We start from the raw sequence: 21,997 nt of genomic DNA, 5'->3' as shown, positions 1-21,997 counted from the left end.
TTGCATGCAAATATGTTAACGGACACCTTAAAAATTCCGCATTGTTTTTAGCAAACCCCTTACTCTGAATAACGAAAGCATACCGCATGACAGTGCGTTTTTATCCCCCTGCCGCCATTATTAGGTGACAGTGTCACCAACAGGAACTCATTGATATGAAAGTGCAAAAAATAGAACAACCTGCCACCATTAAGACGATGGAATCCTGGGGTACGGTTGAGGGTCTGCCGGGCACCGGCACCATTCCGTTATCCGGCATTCAAACAGTCATCCCGGGCAAAGAGAATATTGATACCGGAATTTTTGAGTGCGGTGCGGGCAGCTATCGCCGGGGGGTAAAGCAGGCTGAGGTGATGCATTTTCTCAGCGGCACGGGCTCCTTTACCCCGGACGGCGAAGCCACATTACCCTTTAAAGGGGGCGACAGTTTCTTCTTTGCTGCTAACACCGAAGGCACCTGGGTGGTCGATACACCGATGCGCAAGCTGTATGTTATTTTTGATGTCGGGACAGAATAAATCATGCCGGATCGGTCTGGCCTGTCGCGTTATCTGACATCAGCATTTTCCGCATCCGGTAGTTAATAAACTGCTGACCGCGCACCCTGACCTGCTGTGCCTCAATCATCCGGAAGCCCTGCCGGCTGAAAAACGGTCTGGCGGTGATACTGGCTTCAGTGAAAATGGCCGGTAGCGCCCTATCGGCCACCGCCTGCTCCAGTCGTTTCAGCAGCGCGGTCGCCACGCCGCAGCGCTGATGCCCGGGATGGGTAAATAACATATCCAGATGCCCGTCAAACTCCACGTTGCCAAAACCGGCAATCTCGTCATGGCGAACCGCCAGCCAGCAGCAGCTTTGCTGAAATCGCTTCTCCCAGCTTATCCGGTCTACCTGTGACCAGGCCGCTATCTGTTCAGGCCGGTAATCCCGTGACGCGATCTGTCGGACGGATGCCTGAAACAGCGTAATGACGGCATCGAGGTCACTCACCTGGAATGCTCTGATAGTGATGCTCATCTTCCCCCTCATTTCCTTCTGGCCTGCGGGTCGTAACATCCTGGTCTATGATTGTAATGCCCTGACCGCTATCCATATCCTGAAGACACCTTTACCCGACTGATATCTTACCCCCTTTGCCGGGGTGCCGCCGTGATGTCAGCGATTTTTGCGTACTGGACTTAAACGAGGAGACCGAATGGAAACCCGATCATTCCCGAAAAGTTGGGGTGCCGAATTTGTGGCTGCCGACACCGTGCGTTTTCGTCTCTGGGCCTCTGGCCAGAGCGAAGTCACCCTGCGACTTTCCGCGAAAGACATTGAGATGACGCCAACCGGCAACGGCTGGTTTGAAGTTGAGGTCGCTGGCGTCAAGCCCGGCGAAGAGTATCAGTACGTGCTTGCCGACGGCAAGACGGTCGCGGACCCGGCCTCCCGCGCGCAGCGCGATGACGTCGGCGGGCCGTCGCTGGTTATCGACCCTGCCCGCTATGCCTGGCAGAATACCGGCTGGGCAGGCCGCCCCTGGGAAGAAACCGTGGTATACGAGCTGCATATCGGCACCTTTACCCCGCAGGGAACGTTCCGTGCCGCTATCGACAAACTGCCGCACCTCGCCGGGCTGGGGATCACCATGGTCGAGGTCTTACCCCTCGCCCAGTTCGGCGGCCGTCGCGGCTGGGGCTATGACGGCGTACTGCTCTATGCTCCTCACGCGGCGTACGGTTCGCCGGAGGACTTTAAAGCCTTTGTCGACGCCGCGCACGGCTACGGTATCTCGGTGGTGCTGGACATCGTCCTGAACCATTTTGGCCCTGAGGGCAATTATCTGCCCCTGCTGTCTCCCGACTTTTTCCATCCGGAGCGCACCACGCCCTGGGGAGCCGCAATTGCCTGGGACGTGGATGCGGTACGCCGCTACATCGTCGAAGCCCCGCTGTACTGGCTGCAGGAATACAATCTGGACGGGCTGCGCTTCGATGCCATTGACCAGATTGAGGACAGCCAGCAGCCGCACGTGCTGATCGAGATCGCGCAGCGCATCCGGGCAGAGATACCGCAGCGCCCGATCCACCTCACTACCGAAGACTGCCGCAACGTGATCTTCCTGCATCCCCGCGATGCCGACGGCAGTGCTCCGCTGTTTACCGGCGAGTGGAACGACGACTTTCATAATGCGGTACACGTGTTCGCCACCGGTGAAACACATGCCTATTATCAGGACTTCGCTGATCAGCCCGAAAAAGGCGTGGCCCGGGCGCTGACGGAAGGCTTTATCTATCAGGGCCAGGTGTCTCCGCAGTCCGGCGAGGCGCGCGGCGTGGACAGCCGGGGGCAGCCGCCGGTGACCTTTGTCGATTTTATCCAGAACCACGATCAGGTCGGCAACCGGGCGCAGGGAGACAGGCTGATCTCCCTGGCCGGGGCCGACCGCAGCAAAGTGATGCTCGCCATGCTGCTGCTGTCCCCGCACATTCCGCTGTTGTTTATGGGGGAAGAGTACGGTGAGACCCATCCTTTCCTGTTCTTCACCGACTTCCACGGCGACCTGGCCCGAGCGGTACGCGAAGGCCGGGCAAGGGAGTTTGCCGGCCACGCCGGGCATGAAGGTGAAAGCGTGCCCGATCCGAATGCGGAACAAACCTTTATTGCTTCCAGGCTCGACTGGCACAAGCCGGAAACCCCGGAAGGTCAGGCGTGGATGGCACTGACCCGCCAGCTGCTGACGCTGCGTCAGCAGTATATTGTGCCGCTGCTGGCCCGCGCGGGCGGCCATAGCGGAAACGTGGTGAAAACGGCATCCGGCTTCCTCGCCGTCAGCTGGACGTTCCCGCAGGGGACGCTGTCGATGGCGGTAAATATCGCTGCCACTCCGCAGCCGCTGCCGGATTTGCCCGGCGAGACGATCTTTGCCTGGCCCGATCGGGGCGAGGATCTGCCGCCGCATTCCATTCTTGTTCGCCTTCTACCGGGAGATGCAACGTGACTATACCTGTCGCCACTTACCGTATTCAGTTTCGCAACGGCATGACCTTTGACCGGGCGGCGGCCCTGGTGCCGTACCTGCAGCAGTTGGGTATCTCGCATCTTTATGCCTCGCCGATCTTTACCGCCACCCGCGGTTCCACGCACGGCTATGATGTGACCGATGCCAACGAGATTGAGCCGTCCATCGGCGGCCGGGCGGGCTTCGACCGCATGGTCAGCGCGCTGAAACAGGCGGGGATCGGCCTGATCCTCGACATCGTGCCCAACCACATGGCCGCCTCGCTGGAAAATGCCTGGTGGCATGACGTGGTTGAACATGGCGAAAAAAGCCGTTATGCCCGGCATTTTGATATCGACTGGTCGCGCCGTCTGACGCTGCCGTTCCTCGGTGATGACTTTGAAACCGTGCTGGACAACGGGGATATTGCGGTTAAAGCCGACCCGGTAACGGGCAGGCCCGCCCTCGCCTGCTATGATGCCTTTTACCCGCTGACGCCTGACAGCTGGCAGGGCCGCGAGGCGGACGTGCTGGCCATCACCGATAAAGCAGACATCAACGCGCTCCACCAGCAGCAGCCGTGGCGGCTGATGTGCTGGCGGGACGCCGCGCAGGATCTCTCCTACCGGCGCTTCTTTGAAATCACCGGTCTGGTGGGGGTCCGCGTAGAAGACGAAGGAGTCTTCGAAGATACCCACCGTCTGATCCTTGAGCTGGTGCATTCCGGCGCGGTTGACGGCCTGCGGGTGGATCATGTCGACGGGCTGGCCGATCCACAGGGCTATCTTGACCGTCTGCGTCAGCAGGCCGGAGCGGACTGCTATATTACCGTGGAAAAAATCCTCGGCGAGGATGAGCACCTGCCTGACGACTGGCCGGTCTCGGGCACTACCGGCTACGAATTTATGGCCGCGCTCTCCGATGCACTGGTGGACGGCAGTCAGCTGGCTAACCTGCGTAAAATCTATAATAAGGTGGTCGATCGCCCGGTAAATATGGCCGCCGAGCTGCGCGCTGCCAAGCTGCTGATGGCCGATAAGAACTTCGCCGGAGAGTTCTCCACCCTGCTCACTCTCGCCGTCGGCCTGGCCGGGACTGAACGCGCCACGCCAGATGAGAATGCCCTGCGTCAGGCGCTGCGCGAACTGCTGGTTGCCTTCCCGGTGTACCGGACTTACGGTACCGCCAGCGGCATGCCGGACGCCGATCGGCAAAGGCTGCACACCGTGGCCACCAGAGTCAAAAGCAGCGCCAGCGCGCCCGATCCTGCGGCGCTGGATTTTCTTCTGCGTATCCTGACCGGCGAAGTCTCTGACGCATCCCACCAGCAGGCCACAACGTTCCGTACCCGCTTCCAGCAGCTGACAGGGCCGCTGATGGCGAAATCCGTCGAAGATACGCTGTTCTTCCGCCAGCACATGTCGCTGGCGCTGAATGAAGTGGGTGCTGAACCGCTGCCGCGTTCGTTCTCTCCGGCGCGTTTTCACCGGGAAATGGCGACCCGCCTGGAGCGCCAGCCGGATGCGCTCTCCGGCACCACGACCCATGATACTAAACGCGGAGAGGATGCCCGTGCGCGGCTGTATACGCTGTCGGAAGCGCCGGAACACTGGGCGGCCTGCGTAACGCGCTGGCGCGAAATGAATCAGGAAAAAGTGGCCCATCTGAATGACGGCCCGGCACCCCGGCCCGCCGTCGAGTGGATGCTCTATCAGGCGCTGGCCGGCGTCTGGCCCGCCACGCTGCAACCAGGGGACACGGCCGGTCTGGCCGCGCTGGAAGAACGCTTTCTCACTTACGTGCAGAAGGCGCTGCGGGAGGCCAAACAGCGCACCAACTGGACCGCCGTGAACGATGATTATGAGAATGCGGTGCTCGACTATGCCGCTCACCTGCTCGCGCCGTCAAATCAGGCTTTTCTGCGTGACTTTACCGCCGCGCTTCAGCCATTTATTCGCGCCGGGTTGATCAACAGCCTGACCCAGACCGTGGTCAAGCTGACCGCGCCGGGCGTGCCGGATATCTACCAGGGCAGTGAGACGCTGGACTTCAGCCTGATCGACCCTGACAACCGTCGTGAACCTGACTTTGCCACGCTGCAGCAGATGCTGGCAGAGCACCGGATCCCGCTCGACACCTCTGCGCCGCGCTGGCTGAGCGGTCAGCTTAACCAGCATGTGATAACCAGCCTGCTGCGTTTACGTCAGGCCCGTCCACAGCTGTTTCGTCGGGGAAATTACCTGCCGCTGCACGCGGAAGGCCAGGGCGAAGAGCACATCATCGCCTTTGCCCGCTGCGACAGCGCGGACGCGCTGATTGTGGTCTCTCCCCGTCTGATGCTCAGTCTCAGCGGGAAGCCGGCGACCGCTGGTGACAGCACAATCGCGCTGGATGCGCCTCTCGCCCGGCGACGTTACCGTAATATTCTTAACGGGGAAGTCACTTTCCTGACGGACCACCTCAGCCTGCCGCCGGACAGCCAGGGCGTACCGCTGATACTGGCCAGTGAATAATGACTTTGAACCATGGACGTCATGCCTTACCGCTGGCGATTCACTCTGCAACAGGATAAAAAAACACCATGTCAGATAATCAACCTTTTGCAATAGAACCGGGACTAAGCCACCAGCTGGGGGCCAACTTTGATGGTGAAGGGGTGAACTTTGCCTTGTTCACCGCGCATGCCGAGCGCGTGGAGCTGTGCCTGTACGATGAGAGCGGTACGCAGGAAATTGCCAGGCTGACGCTGCCTGAATACACCCATGAGGTGTGGCATGGCTATGTGCCAGGCCTGCGGCCGGGGGCGCTGTACGGCTACCGGGTTTATGGCCCGTACGATCCGGAAAACGGACACCGGTTTAACCCGAACAAGCTGCTGATTGACCCCTATGCGCGCGAGCTGTCGGGCGACATCGAGTGGAACGAAGCCCACTTTGCCTATGACCTGTACGATGATGATAAAGATCTGACCTTTGATACGCGCGACAGCGGGCCGTTTACGCCCAAATGCCGCGTTATCGATCCGGATGAATTTCACTGGCATGATGAAAACCGCCCGGTTATCCCCTGGTCACACACGGTGATTTATGAAACCCACCTGAAAGGGTTTACCCAGCTGAATACGGCGGTGCCGGAGGCGCTGCGCGGCACCTATGAAGGCATGGGGCATCCGGCGTCCGTGGAGTATATAAAGAGCCTGGGCGTCACATCGGTCGAACTGCTGCCCGTTCACTGGTTCCCGGACGATCAGCACCTGCTGGACAAAGGACTGAAAAATTTCTGGGGGTATAACACCCTGGCCTTCTTCTCGCCTGCGTCGCGCTATTTCGGCCCTAACGGTATTCAGGGGTTCCGAGATATGGTGCGCGCCTTCCACGATGCCGGAATCGAGGTGATCCTTGATGTGGTTTACAACCACACCGCTGAGGGTAATGAGCTGGGCCCCACGCTCTCCTTTAAGGGCATCGATAACTTCTCCTATTACCGCACCCTGCCCGATCAGCACCGTTACTATATTAACGATACAGGCACCGGTAATACCGTCAACACTTCCCACCCGCGCGTGCTGCAGATGGTGATGGACTCCCTGCGTTACTGGGCGCAGTCGATGCACATCGATGGTTTTCGCTTCGACTTAGGTACCATTCTCGGCCGTGAACCGGGCGGTTTCGATCCGCGCGGCGGCTTTTTTGACGCCATCATGCAGGATCCGGTGCTGTCAAAGCTGAAGCTGATCGGAGAGCCGTGGGATATTGGTCCGGGCGGCTATCAGGTGGGCGCTTTCCCGCCGGGCTGGGCCGAGTGGAACGACAAGTATCGTGATACGGTGCGGGAATACTGGAAGGGAGACAATGTGTCGACCGAGTTTGCCGCCCGCCTGCTGGGATCGGGCGATCTGTACGATCAGCGCGGCCGACGCCCCTGGGAGAGCGTGAATTTTATTACCGCACATGACGGTTTTACGCTGAATGATCTGGTCTCTTACAACGAAAAGCATAACGATGCCAACGGTGAGGACAATAACGACGGTCATAATGATAACCGGTCATATAACTATGGTGCGGAAGGCCCTACGGAGGATGAAGGCATTAATGCGGTGCGTGAACGTCAGAAACGTAATTTTCTCGCCACCCTGCTGTTCTCCCACGGTACCCCGATGCTGCTGGCCGGGGATGAGTTTGGCCGCAGCCAGGCCGGGAATAACAACGGCTACTGCCAGGATAACGAAATCTCGTGGATCCACTGGGACGCGGTGCCGGAAAGTGGTGAAGCGCTGCGCGAGTTTACCCGACAGGTGATTGCGCTGCGCGCCGCACAACCGCTGCTGCGCCGTGAAAGCTGGCGTGATGATATGGAAATCAAGTGGTTCAACGCAGGCGGTGGTTTTCAGCAGCCTGAGCAGTGGGACGAAGGGTCAACGCTCGGGGTCTATATTGGCCGGGCGGATCTGGCCGACCAGGAAGGGATATGGCATGACGTGCTGATGCTGTTTAACCCGTATGAGGGCAATGTGCCCTTCCTGATCCCACAGTTTGGTGAAGGGGGCTGGGTGCTGGAACTCAGCACCTCAGACCGGGCCAGGCCCGGTAAGGTGATCACCAAAGAGAAGAACGTGGAACTGGAAGGTCGCAGCATTGCCCTGTACCGCAGGCCATAACGCGTCAGTTGTATTGATGCACAGGTCAGCTTAGCGGCTGACCTGATGCCCGATCACCCCGCCGATAGCCGCGCCCCCCAGGGTGCCCCAGGTACTGCCCCCGGTCAGAACAGCCCCACCTACTGCACCCACACCCGCACCAATGGCCGTATTTCTGCCACGGTGAGACATGCCACAGGCCGTGACCGAAAGCGTAATCAGTAATACCATGGCTATTGTACCGCTGCGTTTTAAAAGCATTAAAAACCTCGCCACCATCATGTTGATGGAATGCAAAAAAAGTGAGTCTTATTGGTTTTTTACCCTTCTCCGGGTAACAACGGGCGTCCTTCGCAGCAGAATATAATCGTTACTCTGGAAATCCGGCAGGTAAATATTCTTATAAAAAAGCGCTATTTTTCAGACCGCCTCCCCCCACTTTATGCACTGCGGCAGCGCTAAGGTTCGCCCCCCTCTGCCAGATGCTGCAAAATCACCCCTGCTTCCGCCGGTAATCTTCGCTGTGAAACAGCTCACGCTCTGATATGAAACCGGTTGCAGAAATGGATCGCACTGATAGCATGAAATCGGTTTCACCCTCTGTTACATCACTCTCTACCCATAAAAAAAGGTCGAAATAAATGGCAGTTATCAGGGATTACAATAAGTTAGCAACTGATATACTTCACGAGGTTGGTGGCGAAAATAATATCAGTACCTTTTCACGTTGCGCCACCCGCCTGCGGCTGGTGTTAAATGAAACGCCGGAGGGCGCGAAGGCAAAAGTGCAGGGGCTGGCGGGCGTGATTGCGGTCGTGGAGAGCGGCGGCCAGTTTCAGGTGGTCATCGGTACGCACGTGGCCGATGTTTTTAATGCCCTCTCTTCGCTGATAGGTGAGCAGCACGGTGGCGGCCAGGCAAAACAGAAAACACGCTGGCTGGATGCCGTGATTGGCACCATGTCGGCGGTCTTTGCCCCGATTGTCTATATTCTGGCGGCGGCGGGGATCCTGCAGGGAATATTAATCGTCGTCGGCCTGATTGATGCGGATATTAAAACCACCGGCACCTTTGCCATCTTCAACTTTATGTCATGGACGCCCTTTGCTTTCCTGCCGGTGTTTATCGCCATTACCGCCGCCCGACACTTTAAATGTAACCCGTTTATTGCCGTGCTCTGCTGCTGCGCCCTGATCAACCCGGAGTGGACCGCGATGGCAGGCCGCATCGCCGGGGGGGAAACCATCAGCTTCCTGTTTATCCCGCTGGCAAAAACGGTCTATACCTCCTCGGTGCTGCCACCGCTGTTCCTTGTCTGGGCGCTGTCATGGCTTGAAAAGCGCGTTGAACGGCGGCTGCCCGAGGTAGTCAGCGCGCTGTTTACGCCGCTGATTTGCTTCGTGGTGATCGTCCCGCTCACGCTTATCGTCATTGGCCCCATCACCACCTGGGCCGCGATGGGCGTGGCCAGCGGTTATAACGCGCTGTTCGCCTTTGCTCCGGCCGTGGCTGCCGCCGTGATTGGTGGGGTATGGCAGATCATTGTCATTTTTGGCGTTCACTGGGGGATCACCCCGGTGATCATGGCCAACTTCGATACCCAGGGTTATGACTCCTTCCAGGCCTATCAGACCATCGCGGTGATCGGACAAATGGCTGCGGTGTTCGGGGTTTTCCTGAAAACGCGCAACAAAGCGCTCAAGGCGACCTCCCTGTCGGCAGGCGTGACCGCGATATTCGGCATTACCGAACCGGCGATATACGGGGTGACGCTGCGCTTTAAAAAACCCTTTATCTGTGGCTGTATTGGCGGGGCAATCGGCGCGGTCGTCGCCAGCCTGTTTGGCTCACTCTACTATGCCTACGCCGCCCTGCCGGGCCTGTTCACCTTGGTCAATGCCATCAGCCCGGACGCGCCGATGTCGTTTATCGGCGAACTGGCAGGCAGTGCGACGGCGATTATCCTGACTATTGTCATGGTACAGTTTGTGGGCTTTGACGATCCGCTGGCTGAAGAGACGCTAACCGAAACGACGACGTCCCCGTCCCCGGCTCCGGCCGCCGCCGTGCCAGCCCAGACCCGCAGCCTGGATCTGATGAGCCCGCTGCCGGGTACGGTGATATCACTGGAAAGCGTTGCCGACGAAACGTTCGCAGGAAAAATGCTGGGCGACGGCATCGCTATTCGCCCCAGTGAAGGCCAGGTGGTGGCACCGTGCGATGCCGTGGTCGCCACGCTGATCGACTCTCACCATGCAATTGGCTTACTCTGCGATAACGGCGCTGAGCTGCTGATCCACGTCGGGCTGAATACCGTTGCGCTGGAGGGCAGGTACTTCCACCCGCTGGTGAAAGAAGGTGACAGAGTGACGGCCGGGATGCCGCTGCTGGCATTTGATAAGGCTGAAATCGAAGCGGCGGGTTACGACCTCACCACCCCGGTGCTGGTGGTGAACAGCGATGAATTCCGGCTAAAAAAACACCAGTCGCAGGGCGCAATAGAACCGCTGATGCCGCTGATGAGCCTTTCCTGATGATCTCTCGGCAGAGCATACCCGCTCTGCCGTCTCCTGCTTAATGCTTTACGCCTCGCGTACGCCTTCTGCTCATCCCCATTTATTTTCTCTCACCCGCAGATTTACCATGAACGCGTAAAAGAAAATGATTATGATAATGATTACCATTGAACTTTAGCTAAGCCGCCCTGTCCCTCCGCGCTTCTCGCCGCCGGAGGACATGATAAAAAACGGCGATGCTGCATACCCACCTTATTGAAGGGATCTTTCTATGCCGCTCTGCTTCAGGCTTTCGTCCCCCCGTGAAAGTCGTGCCCCGCTGCGCGCTCCGGGTCGCCAGACAGCCCTGTCCGTTTCACTTCTGGCGCTGACGATCCACGCCCTGCTTACCCCGGCCCAGGCCCGCGAGGCCACGATGTCAGAAGATCTGGTGGTCGACGCTTCCGTGGACGACACGGCCACGGGCAATCAGCAGGACTATGCGGTGCAGACCACCCGTGCCGGCACCAAATTGCTGATGACCCCGCGCGATGTCCCGCAGTCATTAAGCGTCGTCACTGAGCAGCGGATGCTGGACCAGAATCTGCAAACCGTGGGCGAGGTGCTGGATAACACCACCGGGATCGCCACCCAACTGGTCGACAGCGAACGTTCCAGCTATTTCTCACGCGGTTTCCAGATCACCAACTACACCTTTGATGATATCCCGACGTCGGCGGCAGATAACTGGAACTACGGCGATGCCGGGGAAGACACCGCCATCTATGACCGCATCGAAGTCGTGCGCGGCGCCACCGGGCTGATGAGCGGTGCGGGCAGCCCGTCGGCGTCGGTCAATATGGTACGCAAACATGCCGACAGCAAGACGGTGACCGGCAATCTGAGCGCCAGCTATGGCCGCTGGAATACCCAGCGGTACGTGGCCGACCTCTCTGCCCCGCTGAACGAAGAAGGCACCGTACGTGGCCGCGTTATCGCCGGTTACCAGGATCAGGACGGCTGGCTGGATCGCTACCATAAAAGCAAAAAGTTCCTCTACGGCGTGCTGGATGCCGATGTGACCGACAACACCACGGTGTCGCTCGGCTACGACTATCAGGAGAGCAACACCGGCAACCCGACCTGGGGCGGATTGCCGACCTGGTACAGCAACGGTTCGCGCACCCATTACAGCCGCAATCTCAATCCGTCGGCCGACTGGGCGCGTTACAGCCTCGATTCGCGTAAGGTTTTTGCCAACGTCAAACATGACTTTGATAACGGCTGGACCTTCCGCGTCAATGCCACGCACGCTGAGCAGACTTTTGCTGACAAGCTGCTGTATGTGATGGAGTTCCCCGATGCGGTGACCGGTAGCGGAGTCAGCGGCTATGGCAGTCTGGATCGCGGTAAGCGCACGCAGGAATCCATTGATACCTATGCCAGCGGTCCGTTTGAACTGCTGGGGCGTCATCATGAGTTGATGGCCGGCGTCAGCTACAGCCGCCAGCATAACCAGACCTACAGTGTGGACGGTGCGCTGGATTATGCACAGATGGGCAGTTTTGATAACAACTGGAACGGCAACGTTCAGGAGCCGGAATGGGGTAACTGGTATCTGAATGCCGATGACGTGATCCGCCAGAAATCGGCCTACACCGCCGCCCGCTTCTCGCTGGCCGACCCGCTGTCGCTGATCCTCGGCGCGCGTTATACCCAGTGGAGCACCGACGGCAGCAGCGGAACAATGGCCAAAAACAATATCACTCCCTACGGCGGGCTGGTGTACGACATCGATGACACCTGGTCGGCTTACGCCAGCTACACCTCGATCTTCCAGCCACAGACCTACCGTGGCACTGATGGAGCCTATCTGTCGCCAGTGACCGGGAAAAACTATGAAACCGGACTGAAGTCTGACTGGTTTGATGGGCGTCTGACCGCCACCTTTGCGGTATTCCGTATTGAGCAGGAGAACGTGGGTCAGGAACTCAGCGGCACCTTTGTGAATGGTTCCAGCGAGCAGGCGTATGTTGCGGCTAAAGGCGCGGTCAGTAAAGGCGCGGAGTTTGAGCTGAACGGTGCCGTCACCGACAACCTGCAAATGACCTTCGGGGCAACGCGCTATGTGGCGCGAGATACCTCCGGCCGCTTTAACAGTAATATGCCGCAGACCTCATTTAAACTCTTCTCCCGCTACCGTTTACCGATGTTGCAGGACCTGACCCTCGGCGGCGGGCTTAACTGGCAGAACCGCACCTTCCAGGACGCCACCGGCCCGGATGGAGAAGTCCAGCGCGTTTACCAGGGAAGCTATCCACTGGCCAACCTGTTTGCCCGCTATGAGGTCACGAAACAGCTGGCAGTGCAGGCGAACGTCGATAACCTGTTTGACCGCTCTTATTACTCATGGGGCAGCGATTATGTGGTTTACGGCGAACCGCGTAGCTACTCGGTCAACCTGTCGTACGCCTTCTGATAAAAAAATCCCCGGCACGATGCCGGGGCTGATCATGCAGACAGCGCGATGACTGCATATGAGTTGATCATTGTAATCCCTTTTCTCGTTTACCAGGCCGCGCCTTATCAGCGCGGTAACAATCGATGCGCTGAATCCTTATAACCGACATGAACACAGTGTGACAGGATGGTGTTATCCGCGCCAATGCGCCCTGTCACCGTCATTAAGGAGTGCCTGTGTCTGCTATCGAATCCCTGGCTGAAGCCACTGAATTTTATGTTAACTCCCCGGAACACTTTGCTCCGCTGCCGCGACCGTCACAGCCTGCGCATATCATAACCAGCGATGCTGAAGCGATTACTGTCGCGGAACGGCTGGCGGAACAGTTTGCACCGGGCGCTGCCCGCCGCGACCGTGACGGTATTTTACCGGTGGCCGAACTGGACGCGTTCTCTCAAAGCGGCCTGTGGGGCATCAATATCCCACGGGAATACGGTGGCGCAGGTGTTTCCTATGCAACGGTCGCGAAGGTGATTGCCATTATCTCCGCTGCGGACTCGGCGCTGGGGCAGATCCCGCAAAACCATCTGGCGGGTGTTGCCCATCTGCTGGAGGACGGTACGGAAAACCAGAAGCAGACGCTGCTGGCCGGCGTCTTGTCCGGATTACGCTGGGGCAACGCCTTCTCAGAAAAAGGCACCGCCACGGTGGCCGATTTCAAAACAACGGTGCGCCAGCATAACGGTGAACTGGTAGTGAATGGCGAGAAGTTCTACGCCACGGGTGCGTTGCTGGCGCATCTGGTGCATACCGTGGCGGTAGATGAAGAGGGTCGCGCCAATCTGGTGGTGCTGGATCGCGATGCAGCGGGCCTGACTGTGATCAACAACTGGTCGAGCTTCGGCCAGCGCACTACTGCGTCCGGCACCGTGCTGCTGGACAATGTTCATGCACCGCAGGAACGACTGATTCCCGTCTGGCAGGCATTTGAACGTCCTACTGCCGCTGGCCCGATTTCACAAATTATTCAGGCGGCGGTGGATACCGGCATCGCACGCGGCACGCTGGCCGATACGCTGGCGTTTGTGCGCGAGAAATCACGCCCGTGGATCGACAGCGGCCAGGAACGCGCCAGCGACGATCCATTCACCATTGCAGCCATCGGCGACCTGCAAATCCGTCTACACGCGGCCGAAGCGCTGCTGTGCCGCGCCGGCGAGCTGATCGACGTTGCTATCACCACACCCAGTGAAGAAACAGTGGCCGCCGCTACCGTCGCCACGGCGGAGGCCAAGGTGCTGTCGACCGAGATCGCCATTCTTGCGGGTAACAAGTTGTTTGAACTGGCCGGCACCCGCTCCACGCTGGCGGAATATCAGCTTGATCGCCACTGGCGCAATGCCCGCACGCACACGCTGCACGATCCAGTGCGCTGGAAGTATTTCCATGTCGGAAATTACTATCTGAACGGCGTTAACCCACCGCGCCATGCGTGGAGTTAATGCAGAAAAAAGCCCGCATCAGCGCTGAGGTATCCCCACAAAAATGAATGGCTGATCATTCGGCTTCAGGTCTGAGGCCAGTTTGCGCACGCCGGATCGGCAACTGCCGCATCCATGCGGGCCTCGGCACGCGGCGTCCCTGCCGCGTGACGTCCGGCTTACCTCAAACGGGCCCCATCCCCGCAGAACGTCTGCTCGCTGTGGGTACCCACCTTGTGACAGCCTCTGCGGATTGATTTGAATCAGGATTTTGGATCTGGGTTTTGACCTGGATTTTGACGTTGAGGCGGCATTCAGCAGCGCTGAGGAAGCACAGTGAACCAGGACGAACCGCCACGACGGCGGTGAGAGGGAGAGCCGGCACAGGGATGTGTCGTCACGAACGGTGCATCGGTGAACGACGCTTGCGAAGGCATCCACGCAGTGGACGCAGCGCCTGCCGCAAAGCCCGGGTCCCCAGGGTGGGGGCGACTGCCCACCCTGGGTCGCTCAGCCCGCGCAGCGGGAAAGCGAAACGCCCTTGACGTTGACCTGAACCTGGCCATCGTGCATGCCCGCTTCACTGGCCGACCGGAAAAGAAGGTGGCTGCCAAGAATGCAGGTCTTGTTTTGTGGGGATCCCTCAGCGCATCAGCGGGCTTGATGATCAGACGGCGCGTTTCTGACGCAGGGCATTAAGATGTTGCTGTATCCCCTCCTCAAGACAAAACACGCAATTCAGATGTGAGCAGTCTTCCAGTATCTGGAACCGCAGATGAGTGTTGCCATGCTGTTTAGCAAATACCGCCATCGCCTGCGCGCTGAACAGCTCATCGTCGCCAGCGGCAAACCACGAGGTGGACAACGGTAGCGCCGCCAGCTGTTTTGCAGGATGACGTGGGGTCAGCGCATTCGCCATATTGACACTGTAGTGCTGCACAAAATCCAGCGCGGTAGCCTTCACTTTATCCGGGAAATTCAGCCGCACCGCCGGGTAGTTGCCCAGCAGCCAGCCACCACACAACGCGTTGATGATAAAAGGCCACTGGCTTACCCTGGCAAAGGGCACTGAGGTCGTGCGCTGACGTACTTCCGGGGCAAAAGGACCCAGTTCCGGGGCCAGAAAAATCAGGCTGTCAGTTCTTTGTTGCGGAAGGTGCCGCGTAAAATAGTTAATCAGCATACCCGCCCCGCTGGAGTGCCCAAGCAAATGCATCGCGGAATGTGGAAAAAGGGTTCGCATCCAGCTCACCAGCATATCGACATCACGCCAGACCGAGGCAACGTTCGCCAACTGGCCTTTTGCCCCTGTCGATCCGCCGTGGCCACGAATATCCACCAGACAAACTGCGATGCTTTCATCCTGTGTTATCTGCCGGGCAAGAATGTCATAGCCAGCATCCAGATGGACGCCGCCACCATGATAAACAATGATCAGATCATTGGGCGTCTTTAATGACTGATAAAGGCGGTAGTGCAATCCCTCTCTGTTAGTCGTGGTAATCTGCGCAGGGCGCGGTAGCACCGCGTCAAAGTGCGACGCCTGTTCAGTGAAACGGTCAAAGTTAATCACATCAATCCTTCCCTGAGAGTAGGGGCTGAGGGCAGCAAAATCTCGTTCGCCATCGTCCGGTCAGCATGACGACAGGTATGCGCCGTTCACCCTGCCAGAGCCGCCCTGCTGGCAGGCGATTAAACTCACCGGCGTGTGGATGTTTCGCGCACGGATGGTATTATCCCTGCGCCGCTAAAAAGTTCAATGGAGTCAAGCATGTCCACACTGCGTTTACTGGTATCTGATTCATACGACCCCTGGTTCAATCTGGCGGTAGAGGAGTGCATTTTCCGCCAGATGCCTGCGACCCAGCGGGTCCTGTTCCTGTGGCGTAACGCAGAAACCGTGGTGATTGGCCGTTCGCAGAACCCGTGGAAAGAGTGTAACACCCGGCGGATGGAAGAGGACGGCATCCGCCTGGCCCGGCGCAGCAGCGGCGGCGGCGCGGTGTTCCATGACCTCGGTAATGTCTGCTTTACTTTTATGGCCGGGAAGCCGGAATACAATAAGAGCGTCTCCACCGGCATTATTCTGCGGGCCCTCGCCTCGCTGGGCGTACCGGCCGAAGCCTCCGGGCGCAACGATCTGGTGGTCAGCACCGCCGACGGGGTACGTAAAATTTCCGGTTCCGCCTATCATGAAACCCACGATCGCGGTTTCCACCACGGCACCATCCTGCTTGATGCCGATCTCTCCCGCCTGGCCGATTACCTCAACCCGGATGTGAAGAAACTGCAGGCCAAAGGCATTACCTCCGTCCGTTCGCGCGTGGCGAATCTGGAAGAGCTGGTGCCGGGGATTACCTTTGAAGCGATTTGCAGCGCGGTGACGGCGGCCTTCTTCGACCATTTTGGCGAAGCATGCCAGCCCGAGCATATCTCCCCGACGTCCCTGCCCGACCTGCCCGGCTTCGAGGCGCAGTTTGCTAAACAGAGCAGCTGGCAGTGGAATTTTGGCCAGGCCCCGCAGTTTCAGCATCTGCTGGATCACCGCTTCAGCTGGGGCGGCGTAGAGATCCACGTCGATGTTGAACGTGGCAAGATCAGTCGCTGCCAGATTTTCAGCGACAGCCTGAACCTGACGCCGTTAGAACAGCTGGCAGAGCAGCTGCCCGGCACCGAGTATCGGCCGGAGGCGCTGGCAGCCCAGGTGGCACGGCTGAGGGAGGCGTTTCCTCAGCAGGCGGTGGAGCTGACGGAGCTGGAGTTGTGGCTGGTTAACAGCATTCGTTGAGGATGCCGCTGGCTGTTTTCAGTCAGCGATCTTGATAACAATTTTACCGAAGGCACCACGGGAAAGGTGTCTGAACGCTGCAACTGCGTCGCTGAAGTGATAAACCTGCTCAATAGGAATGCTTATTTTTAAATATTTACATGGTAAATAAAATGGAACTTGATTCTGACTTTAAAATTTTAAACAATGCGATAAACTCTTTCCTGAGAGATGAGTCTATTAAAAATAAACTCAGCCATATAATTAAAAGGCCCAATAAAGATTGGGAAAAGTGGCTTCAAATTGAATTGGAATATCATCTTGAAAAAAGGTGTAATTGCACTACAAAAAGAGAGGTCTCTGCAAAGCCAAACCATCGGTATCGATCAGGAAAACTGGGGATGTATATTGATCTTTTAATTAGGAAAAGGTTATTTGAAGAAGATCATTACATATATGTTGAATTGAAATGTGATGTTAATGCAGGGATTTTATTTGGCAAGATGTTAGTGGATCAAAAGAAATTAGAATCAATTAAGCAATCTTTCCTTGATAAATCTAATACAAAGATGCGTTCATATTGGTGCATTGGTTTTTTTCAAACAACTGATCACGGCTCGACTGAAGCCATCAAAATATTTTTAAAGGAATACTATGCACATTATAAAAACAAATGTGCAATAAAGAGTCTATGCACTTGTTATAGTGAGAAAAAATGCAAATGTGGAAGTATTGGTTACATAATTTTCTAACCGGTTCGGAGATAATTTTTGTCACGGCACAGGCGGATGAAAACATGCTGCGAAAAATCACGATCATTGCCTAATGTGGGAAGGAAAATATTACGTTGATTAATTGAGATATTTTTTCCAGCGATTTTCACAACCGTGAGGGGTGCTGAGTACTGGCATGGGGAAGTGCTTGGTAGTTACCATTGATTACACGCAGGCCCATTGCCTGATATCTCAAAGACTTTCTCTATGAACGCCCTGCCAGGTTTTGAGGCCCTGTGGCCAAACAGAGCTGCACATGACGGTGATGGCACTCTGCCCCGATCCTGACATTGTGGTGTTCGATGAACCCACCACCGCGCTGGATGTGACCGCTCAGCGGGACGTTCTCAAGGCGATCCGCCACGCGGTGCGCCAGACGCATACGGCAGCGTTGTATATTTCGCATGATATCGCCATGGTCAATCAGATCGCCGACCATCTGCTGGTGTTACGTGACGGGAAAATGATTGAGGCCGGTACACCAACCCAACTGGTCTCTGCGGCGGTGCATCCCTACACCCGGGCGTTATAACAGTTTTAAAACCCACAGCAAGCAACCGTTCTGTGGGGATGGGGCCAGTCTGAGGTAAGCCGGACGTCACGCGGCAGGGACGCCGCGTGACGAGGCCTGCATGGATGCGGATTTTGCCGATCCGGCGTGCTCAAACTGGCTTCAGACCTGAAACCAAACTGTCAGCCACAAAGAAATGACTGAGCGCGTTAAACGCCCATCACCAGCACACATTGCCCTGTTCGCACCGATGACCCCGGTTCCACCCGAATGGACTCAATGACCCCACTGACTGGTGCCAGCAGCGGTATCTCCATTTTCATCGCTTCGATAATCACCAGTACATCACCTTGCGTGACACTGTCACCCACTGCGCACTTCACCTGCCACAGATTGCCGGCGATCGCACTCTCCACGGCCAGCAGCCCGGCGGCTAACGGGGCGTCCTCGCTCAACCCGGCGGCGGCCTCCTGGCTGTCAAAATGCGCCTGGCCGCTGGCGATCCAGCGTTCACGTTCGGCGTTGAACGCCGCGCGCTGATGCTGACGGAAATCGCTGATGCCCGTCGCCTGCTCCGACAGAAACTGCTGGTAGTCTGACAGGGCCAGTTCGGTCTGCTCAATGCGTAACGGATAGCGCCCGAGCGGAAAATCGCGGCGAATACGCAGCAGCTCCTCTGCGGAGACCGGGTAAAACCGGATCTGGTCGAAGAAGCGCAGCAGCCAGGGTTTACCGCCGAAGTCGGCCACCTCACGGTAGCGGTTCCACATCTGCAGTGTGCGTCCGACAAACTGGTAGCCTCCCGGCCCTTCCATACCGTACACGCACAGATACGCCCCACCAATCCCTACCGAGTTTTCCGCCGTCCAGGTGCGTGCCGGGTTATATTTGGTGGTCACCAGCCGGTGGCGCGGGTCAAGGGGAGTTGCCACCGGCGCGCCAAGATAGACATCCCCCAGCCCCATCACCAGATAGCTGGCGGCAAATACCGTGTCGAAGACCGCGTCGATATCCGGCAGATCGTTAATGCGGCGGATAAACTCCAGGTTACTCGGGCACCATGGTGCATCCCGGCGCACCGTGGTCATATATTTATCAATTGCCTGCTGGCAGGCGGGATCGTCCCACGACAGCGGCAGCCAGACGACCCGCGACGGTACGCGCAGATCCTGCAGTCCGGTTACCTTCTGCCACAGCCCGTCGATAATGCCGAGCAGTTCCTCCTGCAGCAGACGATCGGGTTGATAGTGGATTTGCAGTGACCGGATACCCGGCGTCAGGTCAATGACAGCCGGATGATTCAGGGCTTCCAGCGCCTGCATCAGCGCGTGGCCGCGAAAGCGCAGCACCAGATCCAGCTCCGGCGCGCCGATTTCCAGCAGCAGGTGGGTATCGCCGGACAGGCGTGCCACCAGGCGAGCGTCCTTTTCCCCCCGATCCAGCACCACCGGCGAGGTCAGCGCCGCCGGCTGCCACGCGGGCTCTGACGGAATAAGATCGGCCAGCTCCGCCTGACGCCCTGCGTAAAGCTGCCGGGCAGTGGCGATATCGACCGGTACAAAGCGCAGCCGGTCGCCAGCCTTAAGCTGGCCAATCTGCCACAAGTCGGCTTCGATCACCGTCACCGGGCAGACAAACCCGCCGAGGCTCGGGCCGTCCGGGCCGAGGATCACCGGCATGTCGCCGGTAAAGTCCACCGCGCCCACCGCATAGGGGTTGTCATGAATATTGGACGGATGCAGCCCGGCCTCGCCGCCGCTGTCGCGCACCCACTCCGGTTTCGGGCCGATCAGGCGCACCCCGGTGCGGCTCGAGTTAAAGTGAACCTCCCAGTCGGTCGCAAAAAAGGTATTAATATAATCTGCGGTGAAATACTCCGGTGACGCATGGGGGCCATAGATCACCCGCAGTAGCCGGCATGCCGGCAAATGTGGCACCAGCGCCGGTGGCAGGGTAACACCAGCACCAGGGTCAGTCAGGGTAGAGAGGTGCAGTACGTCCCCGGTGCGCAGTGCCCGCCCCGCATGGCCGCCAAACTGGCCCAGGGTAAAGGTGCTTTTACTGCCGAGGTAGTCCGGTACCACAATTCCACCGCGCAGGCAGAGATAGCTGCGCACCCCGGCGTCTTCCATACTGCCCAGCGTTAAGGTCGCGCCCGCCGGAATGGCGAACGTGCAGTTCATCGGCAGGGTTTCCCCCTCAAGCATCAGCGTCACCGGCGCGCCGCAAACCACCGCCACGCTGGCAGTATTGAAGCGCAGCGTCGGGCCTGTCAGCGTGATCTCCAGCGCGGCGGCGTCGGGAGGGTTATTCAGCAGGCGGTTGCCAAAGCGCAGCGCCCGGTCATCCATCGGGCCGGACGGCGGCACGCCCACGGCCCAGTAGCCGAGACGACCGGGATAATCCTGTACCGTTGTCTGCGTCCCGGCACTCAGCACCTCGACCGTGGTGGCCTGGTAGCTTAGCCCGTCAAGGAAACGCGTCCAGGGTTCGCCGCGGACAAAAGGCGCTGAGTGGAGGATCTGCCGCAGATACTGACGATTGACCTCCACCCCGTACAGCCGCGTTTCACTGAGTGCGTCATCCAGCGCGGCCATCGCCAGCTCACGGGTAGCGCAGCAGGTGATGATTTTCGCCAGCAGGGGGTCGAAGAACGGCGGGATTTCGCAGCCGGACTCCACCCAGGTATCGATGCGCAGCCGTCTGCCGTCGGCGGGCGGAAAACTGACGTCGGTCAGCAGCCCCGGTGAAGGCTGGAACTGGCGACCGGGATCTTCGGCATAGACCCGGGCCTGAATGGCATGACCTTTAGGTGACAACGTCACTTTCAGCGCCGCCAGCGGCGGCAGTTCCCCGGCGGCCAGAGCAATCATCCAGCGTACCAGATCCACCCCCCACACCTGTTCCGTGACGCCGTGCTCCACCTGCAGGCGGGTATTTACTTCCAGGAACCAGAACTGCTCTGCGGCCGCGTCGTAAACGAACTCTACCGTTCCCGCGCTGCGGTAGCGGACGGCTTTGCCCAGCGTGATGGCGGCGGCACAGAGGGCCTCCGCCATGCCGTCGGGCAGGTTCGGGGCGGGGGTTTCTTCCATCACCTTCTGATTGCGCCGCTGCACCGAGCAGTCGCGTACGCCCAGGGCAATCACCTCGCCCTGCCCGTCGCCAAAAATCTGCACTTCCAGATGGCGGGCGCGCGCGATATATTTTTCAATAAATACCCCGGCATCGCTGAAGTTGTTCTGGCCCAGACGTTTTACCGCGTCAAAGGCCTGCAGCAGGCTGTCATCATCATGGCAGACGCGCATGCCGATGCCGCCGCCGCCGGCGGTACTTTTCAGCATCACCGGATAGCCCACCACGCGGGCCGCTGCCAGCGCAGCATCCACATCATCCAACAGGCCCGTCCCTTCCAGCAGCGGCACCTGCTGCTGTTTCGCCAGCGCCCGGGCGGTGTGCTTCAGGCCAAACAGGCGCAGCTGTTCGGCCGTCGGGCCGATAAAGGCAATGCCCGCCGCTTCACAGGCGTCGGCAAACGCGGCGTTTTCCGAAAGAAAACCGTACCCCGGATGGATGGCCTCTGCGCCACTCTCCCGCGCGGCAGTGATAATCTTCTCCACGTCCAGATAGGTCTGCGCCGCAGGGCCTTCTCCCAGACTGATGGCGCTGGCGGCCTCGCGGATGTGCAGGCTGCTGGCATCCGATTCGGAAAATACGGCAATCCCCGTCACGTCCATCTCTCGCAGGGTACGTAAAATACGGCACGCAATCGCGCCACGGTTAGCAATCAGCAGTTTTTTGAACATCAGGAAGACTCACACCAGGGCGGGCCGTCCCGCCAGAATCATGGCCGCCTGAGGTCGTCCTCAGGGGATAAAAGCGTTTGATCA

14 protein-coding genes are annotated in these 21,997 nt (G+C 58.4%); 10 read left to right on the top strand and 4 right to left on the bottom strand.

The window, feature by feature from the left end:
• The first annotated feature begins 155 nt into the window (after window positions 1-155).
• Window positions 156-518 carry a cupin domain-containing protein gene (locus tag ACZ3HG_RS02975; protein WP_191932364.1) on the top strand — a complete coding sequence of 121 codons (363 nt, stop codon included), beginning with the start codon at window positions 156-158 and terminating at the stop codon, window positions 516-518.
• A gap of 1 nt (window position 519) precedes the next feature.
• Here the strand turns inward: ACZ3HG_RS02975 and ACZ3HG_RS02970 are convergent, their stop codons facing one another.
• Window positions 520-1,017 (bottom strand): GNAT family N-acetyltransferase, encoded by a 498-nt coding sequence (locus ACZ3HG_RS02970; protein ID WP_191935887.1) that lies wholly within the window; start codon window positions 1,015-1,017, stop codon window positions 520-522.
• 178 nt (window positions 1,018-1,195) lie between these two features.
• Here ACZ3HG_RS02970 and treZ point away from each other — a divergent pair, with 178 nt between their 5' ends.
• From treZ to glgX, 3 genes are all read left to right on the top strand, one after another.
• Window positions 1,196-2,983, top strand: a complete 1,788-nt coding sequence (gene treZ, locus ACZ3HG_RS02965) for a malto-oligosyltrehalose trehalohydrolase (RefSeq protein ID WP_465331779.1) — start codon at window positions 1,196-1,198, stop codon at window positions 2,981-2,983.
• The gene (gene treY / locus ACZ3HG_RS02960; RefSeq protein WP_465331777.1) at window positions 2,980-5,496 is read left to right on the top strand and encodes a malto-oligosyltrehalose synthase; all 2,517 of its coding nucleotides are present in this window, start codon (window positions 2,980-2,982) and stop codon (window positions 5,494-5,496) included. Before treZ ends, treY begins: the two co-directional genes overlap by 4 nt.
• 68 nt (window positions 5,497-5,564) lie before the next feature.
• The gene (gene glgX, locus ACZ3HG_RS02955; RefSeq protein WP_191932360.1) at window positions 5,565-7,640 is read left to right on the top strand and encodes a glycogen debranching protein GlgX; all 2,076 of its coding nucleotides are present in this window, start codon (window positions 5,565-5,567) and stop codon (window positions 7,638-7,640) included.
• A 30-nt stretch (window positions 7,641-7,670) separates the two neighbouring features.
• Here the strand turns inward: glgX and ACZ3HG_RS02950 are convergent, their stop codons facing one another.
• Window positions 7,671-7,880, bottom strand: a complete 210-nt coding sequence (locus ACZ3HG_RS02950; RefSeq protein ID WP_062743284.1) for a glycine zipper 2TM domain-containing protein — start codon at window positions 7,878-7,880, stop codon at window positions 7,671-7,673.
• Between the two features lie 380 nt (window positions 7,881-8,260).
• On the opposite strand from ACZ3HG_RS02950, the gene ACZ3HG_RS02945 reads away from it, so the two are divergent.
• From ACZ3HG_RS02945 to ACZ3HG_RS02935, 3 genes are all read left to right on the top strand, one after another.
• The gene (locus ACZ3HG_RS02945; protein ID WP_191932359.1) at window positions 8,261-10,153 is read left to right on the top strand and encodes a beta-glucoside-specific PTS transporter subunit IIABC; all 1,893 of its coding nucleotides are present in this window, start codon (window positions 8,261-8,263) and stop codon (window positions 10,151-10,153) included.
• Between the two features lie 253 nt (window positions 10,154-10,406).
• The gene (gene fhuE, locus ACZ3HG_RS02940; RefSeq protein WP_465331774.1) at window positions 10,407-12,593 is read left to right on the top strand and encodes a ferric-rhodotorulic acid/ferric-coprogen receptor FhuE; all 2,187 of its coding nucleotides are present in this window, start codon (window positions 10,407-10,409) and stop codon (window positions 12,591-12,593) included.
• 227 nt (window positions 12,594-12,820) lie between these two features.
• Entirely contained in the window at window positions 12,821-14,077 is a 1,257-nt protein-coding gene (locus tag ACZ3HG_RS02935) for an SfnB family sulfur acquisition oxidoreductase (protein ID WP_465332562.1), read from the top strand.
• A gap of 646 nt (window positions 14,078-14,723) precedes the next feature.
• On the opposite strand, the gene ACZ3HG_RS02930 is transcribed toward ACZ3HG_RS02935, so the two are convergent.
• Window positions 14,724-15,629, bottom strand: a complete 906-nt coding sequence (locus tag ACZ3HG_RS02930) for an alpha/beta fold hydrolase (RefSeq protein WP_465331772.1) — start codon at window positions 15,627-15,629, stop codon at window positions 14,724-14,726.
• 198 nt (window positions 15,630-15,827) lie between these two features.
• Here ACZ3HG_RS02930 and ACZ3HG_RS02925 point away from each other — a divergent pair, with 198 nt between their 5' ends.
• From ACZ3HG_RS02925 to ACZ3HG_RS02915, 3 genes are all read left to right on the top strand, one after another.
• Window positions 15,828-16,844, top strand: a complete 1,017-nt coding sequence (locus ACZ3HG_RS02925; protein ID WP_465331770.1) for a lipoate--protein ligase A — start codon at window positions 15,828-15,830, stop codon at window positions 16,842-16,844.
• Between the two features lie 152 nt (window positions 16,845-16,996).
• Window positions 16,997-17,575 (top strand): hypothetical protein, encoded by a 579-nt coding sequence (locus tag ACZ3HG_RS02920; RefSeq protein ID WP_465331768.1) that lies wholly within the window; start codon window positions 16,997-16,999, stop codon window positions 17,573-17,575.
• A gap of 277 nt (window positions 17,576-17,852) precedes the next feature.
• Window positions 17,853-18,128, top strand: coding sequence for a hypothetical protein (locus tag ACZ3HG_RS02915; RefSeq protein WP_465331766.1), 276 nt, complete (start codon window positions 17,853-17,855; stop codon window positions 18,126-18,128).
• Between the two features lie 188 nt (window positions 18,129-18,316).
• Here the strand turns inward: ACZ3HG_RS02915 and uca are convergent, their stop codons facing one another.
• Entirely contained in the window at window positions 18,317-21,913 is a 3,597-nt protein-coding gene (gene uca / locus ACZ3HG_RS02910; protein WP_465331764.1) for an urea carboxylase, read from the bottom strand.
• Between the last annotated feature and the right edge of the window lie 84 nt (window positions 21,914-21,997).

It is taken from the genome of Erwinia sp. PME.40.26/001 (assembly GCF_055556675.1).
Note: the sequence above shows the minus strand (reverse complement) of the source record. Positions and strands in the feature narration are given on the sequence as shown.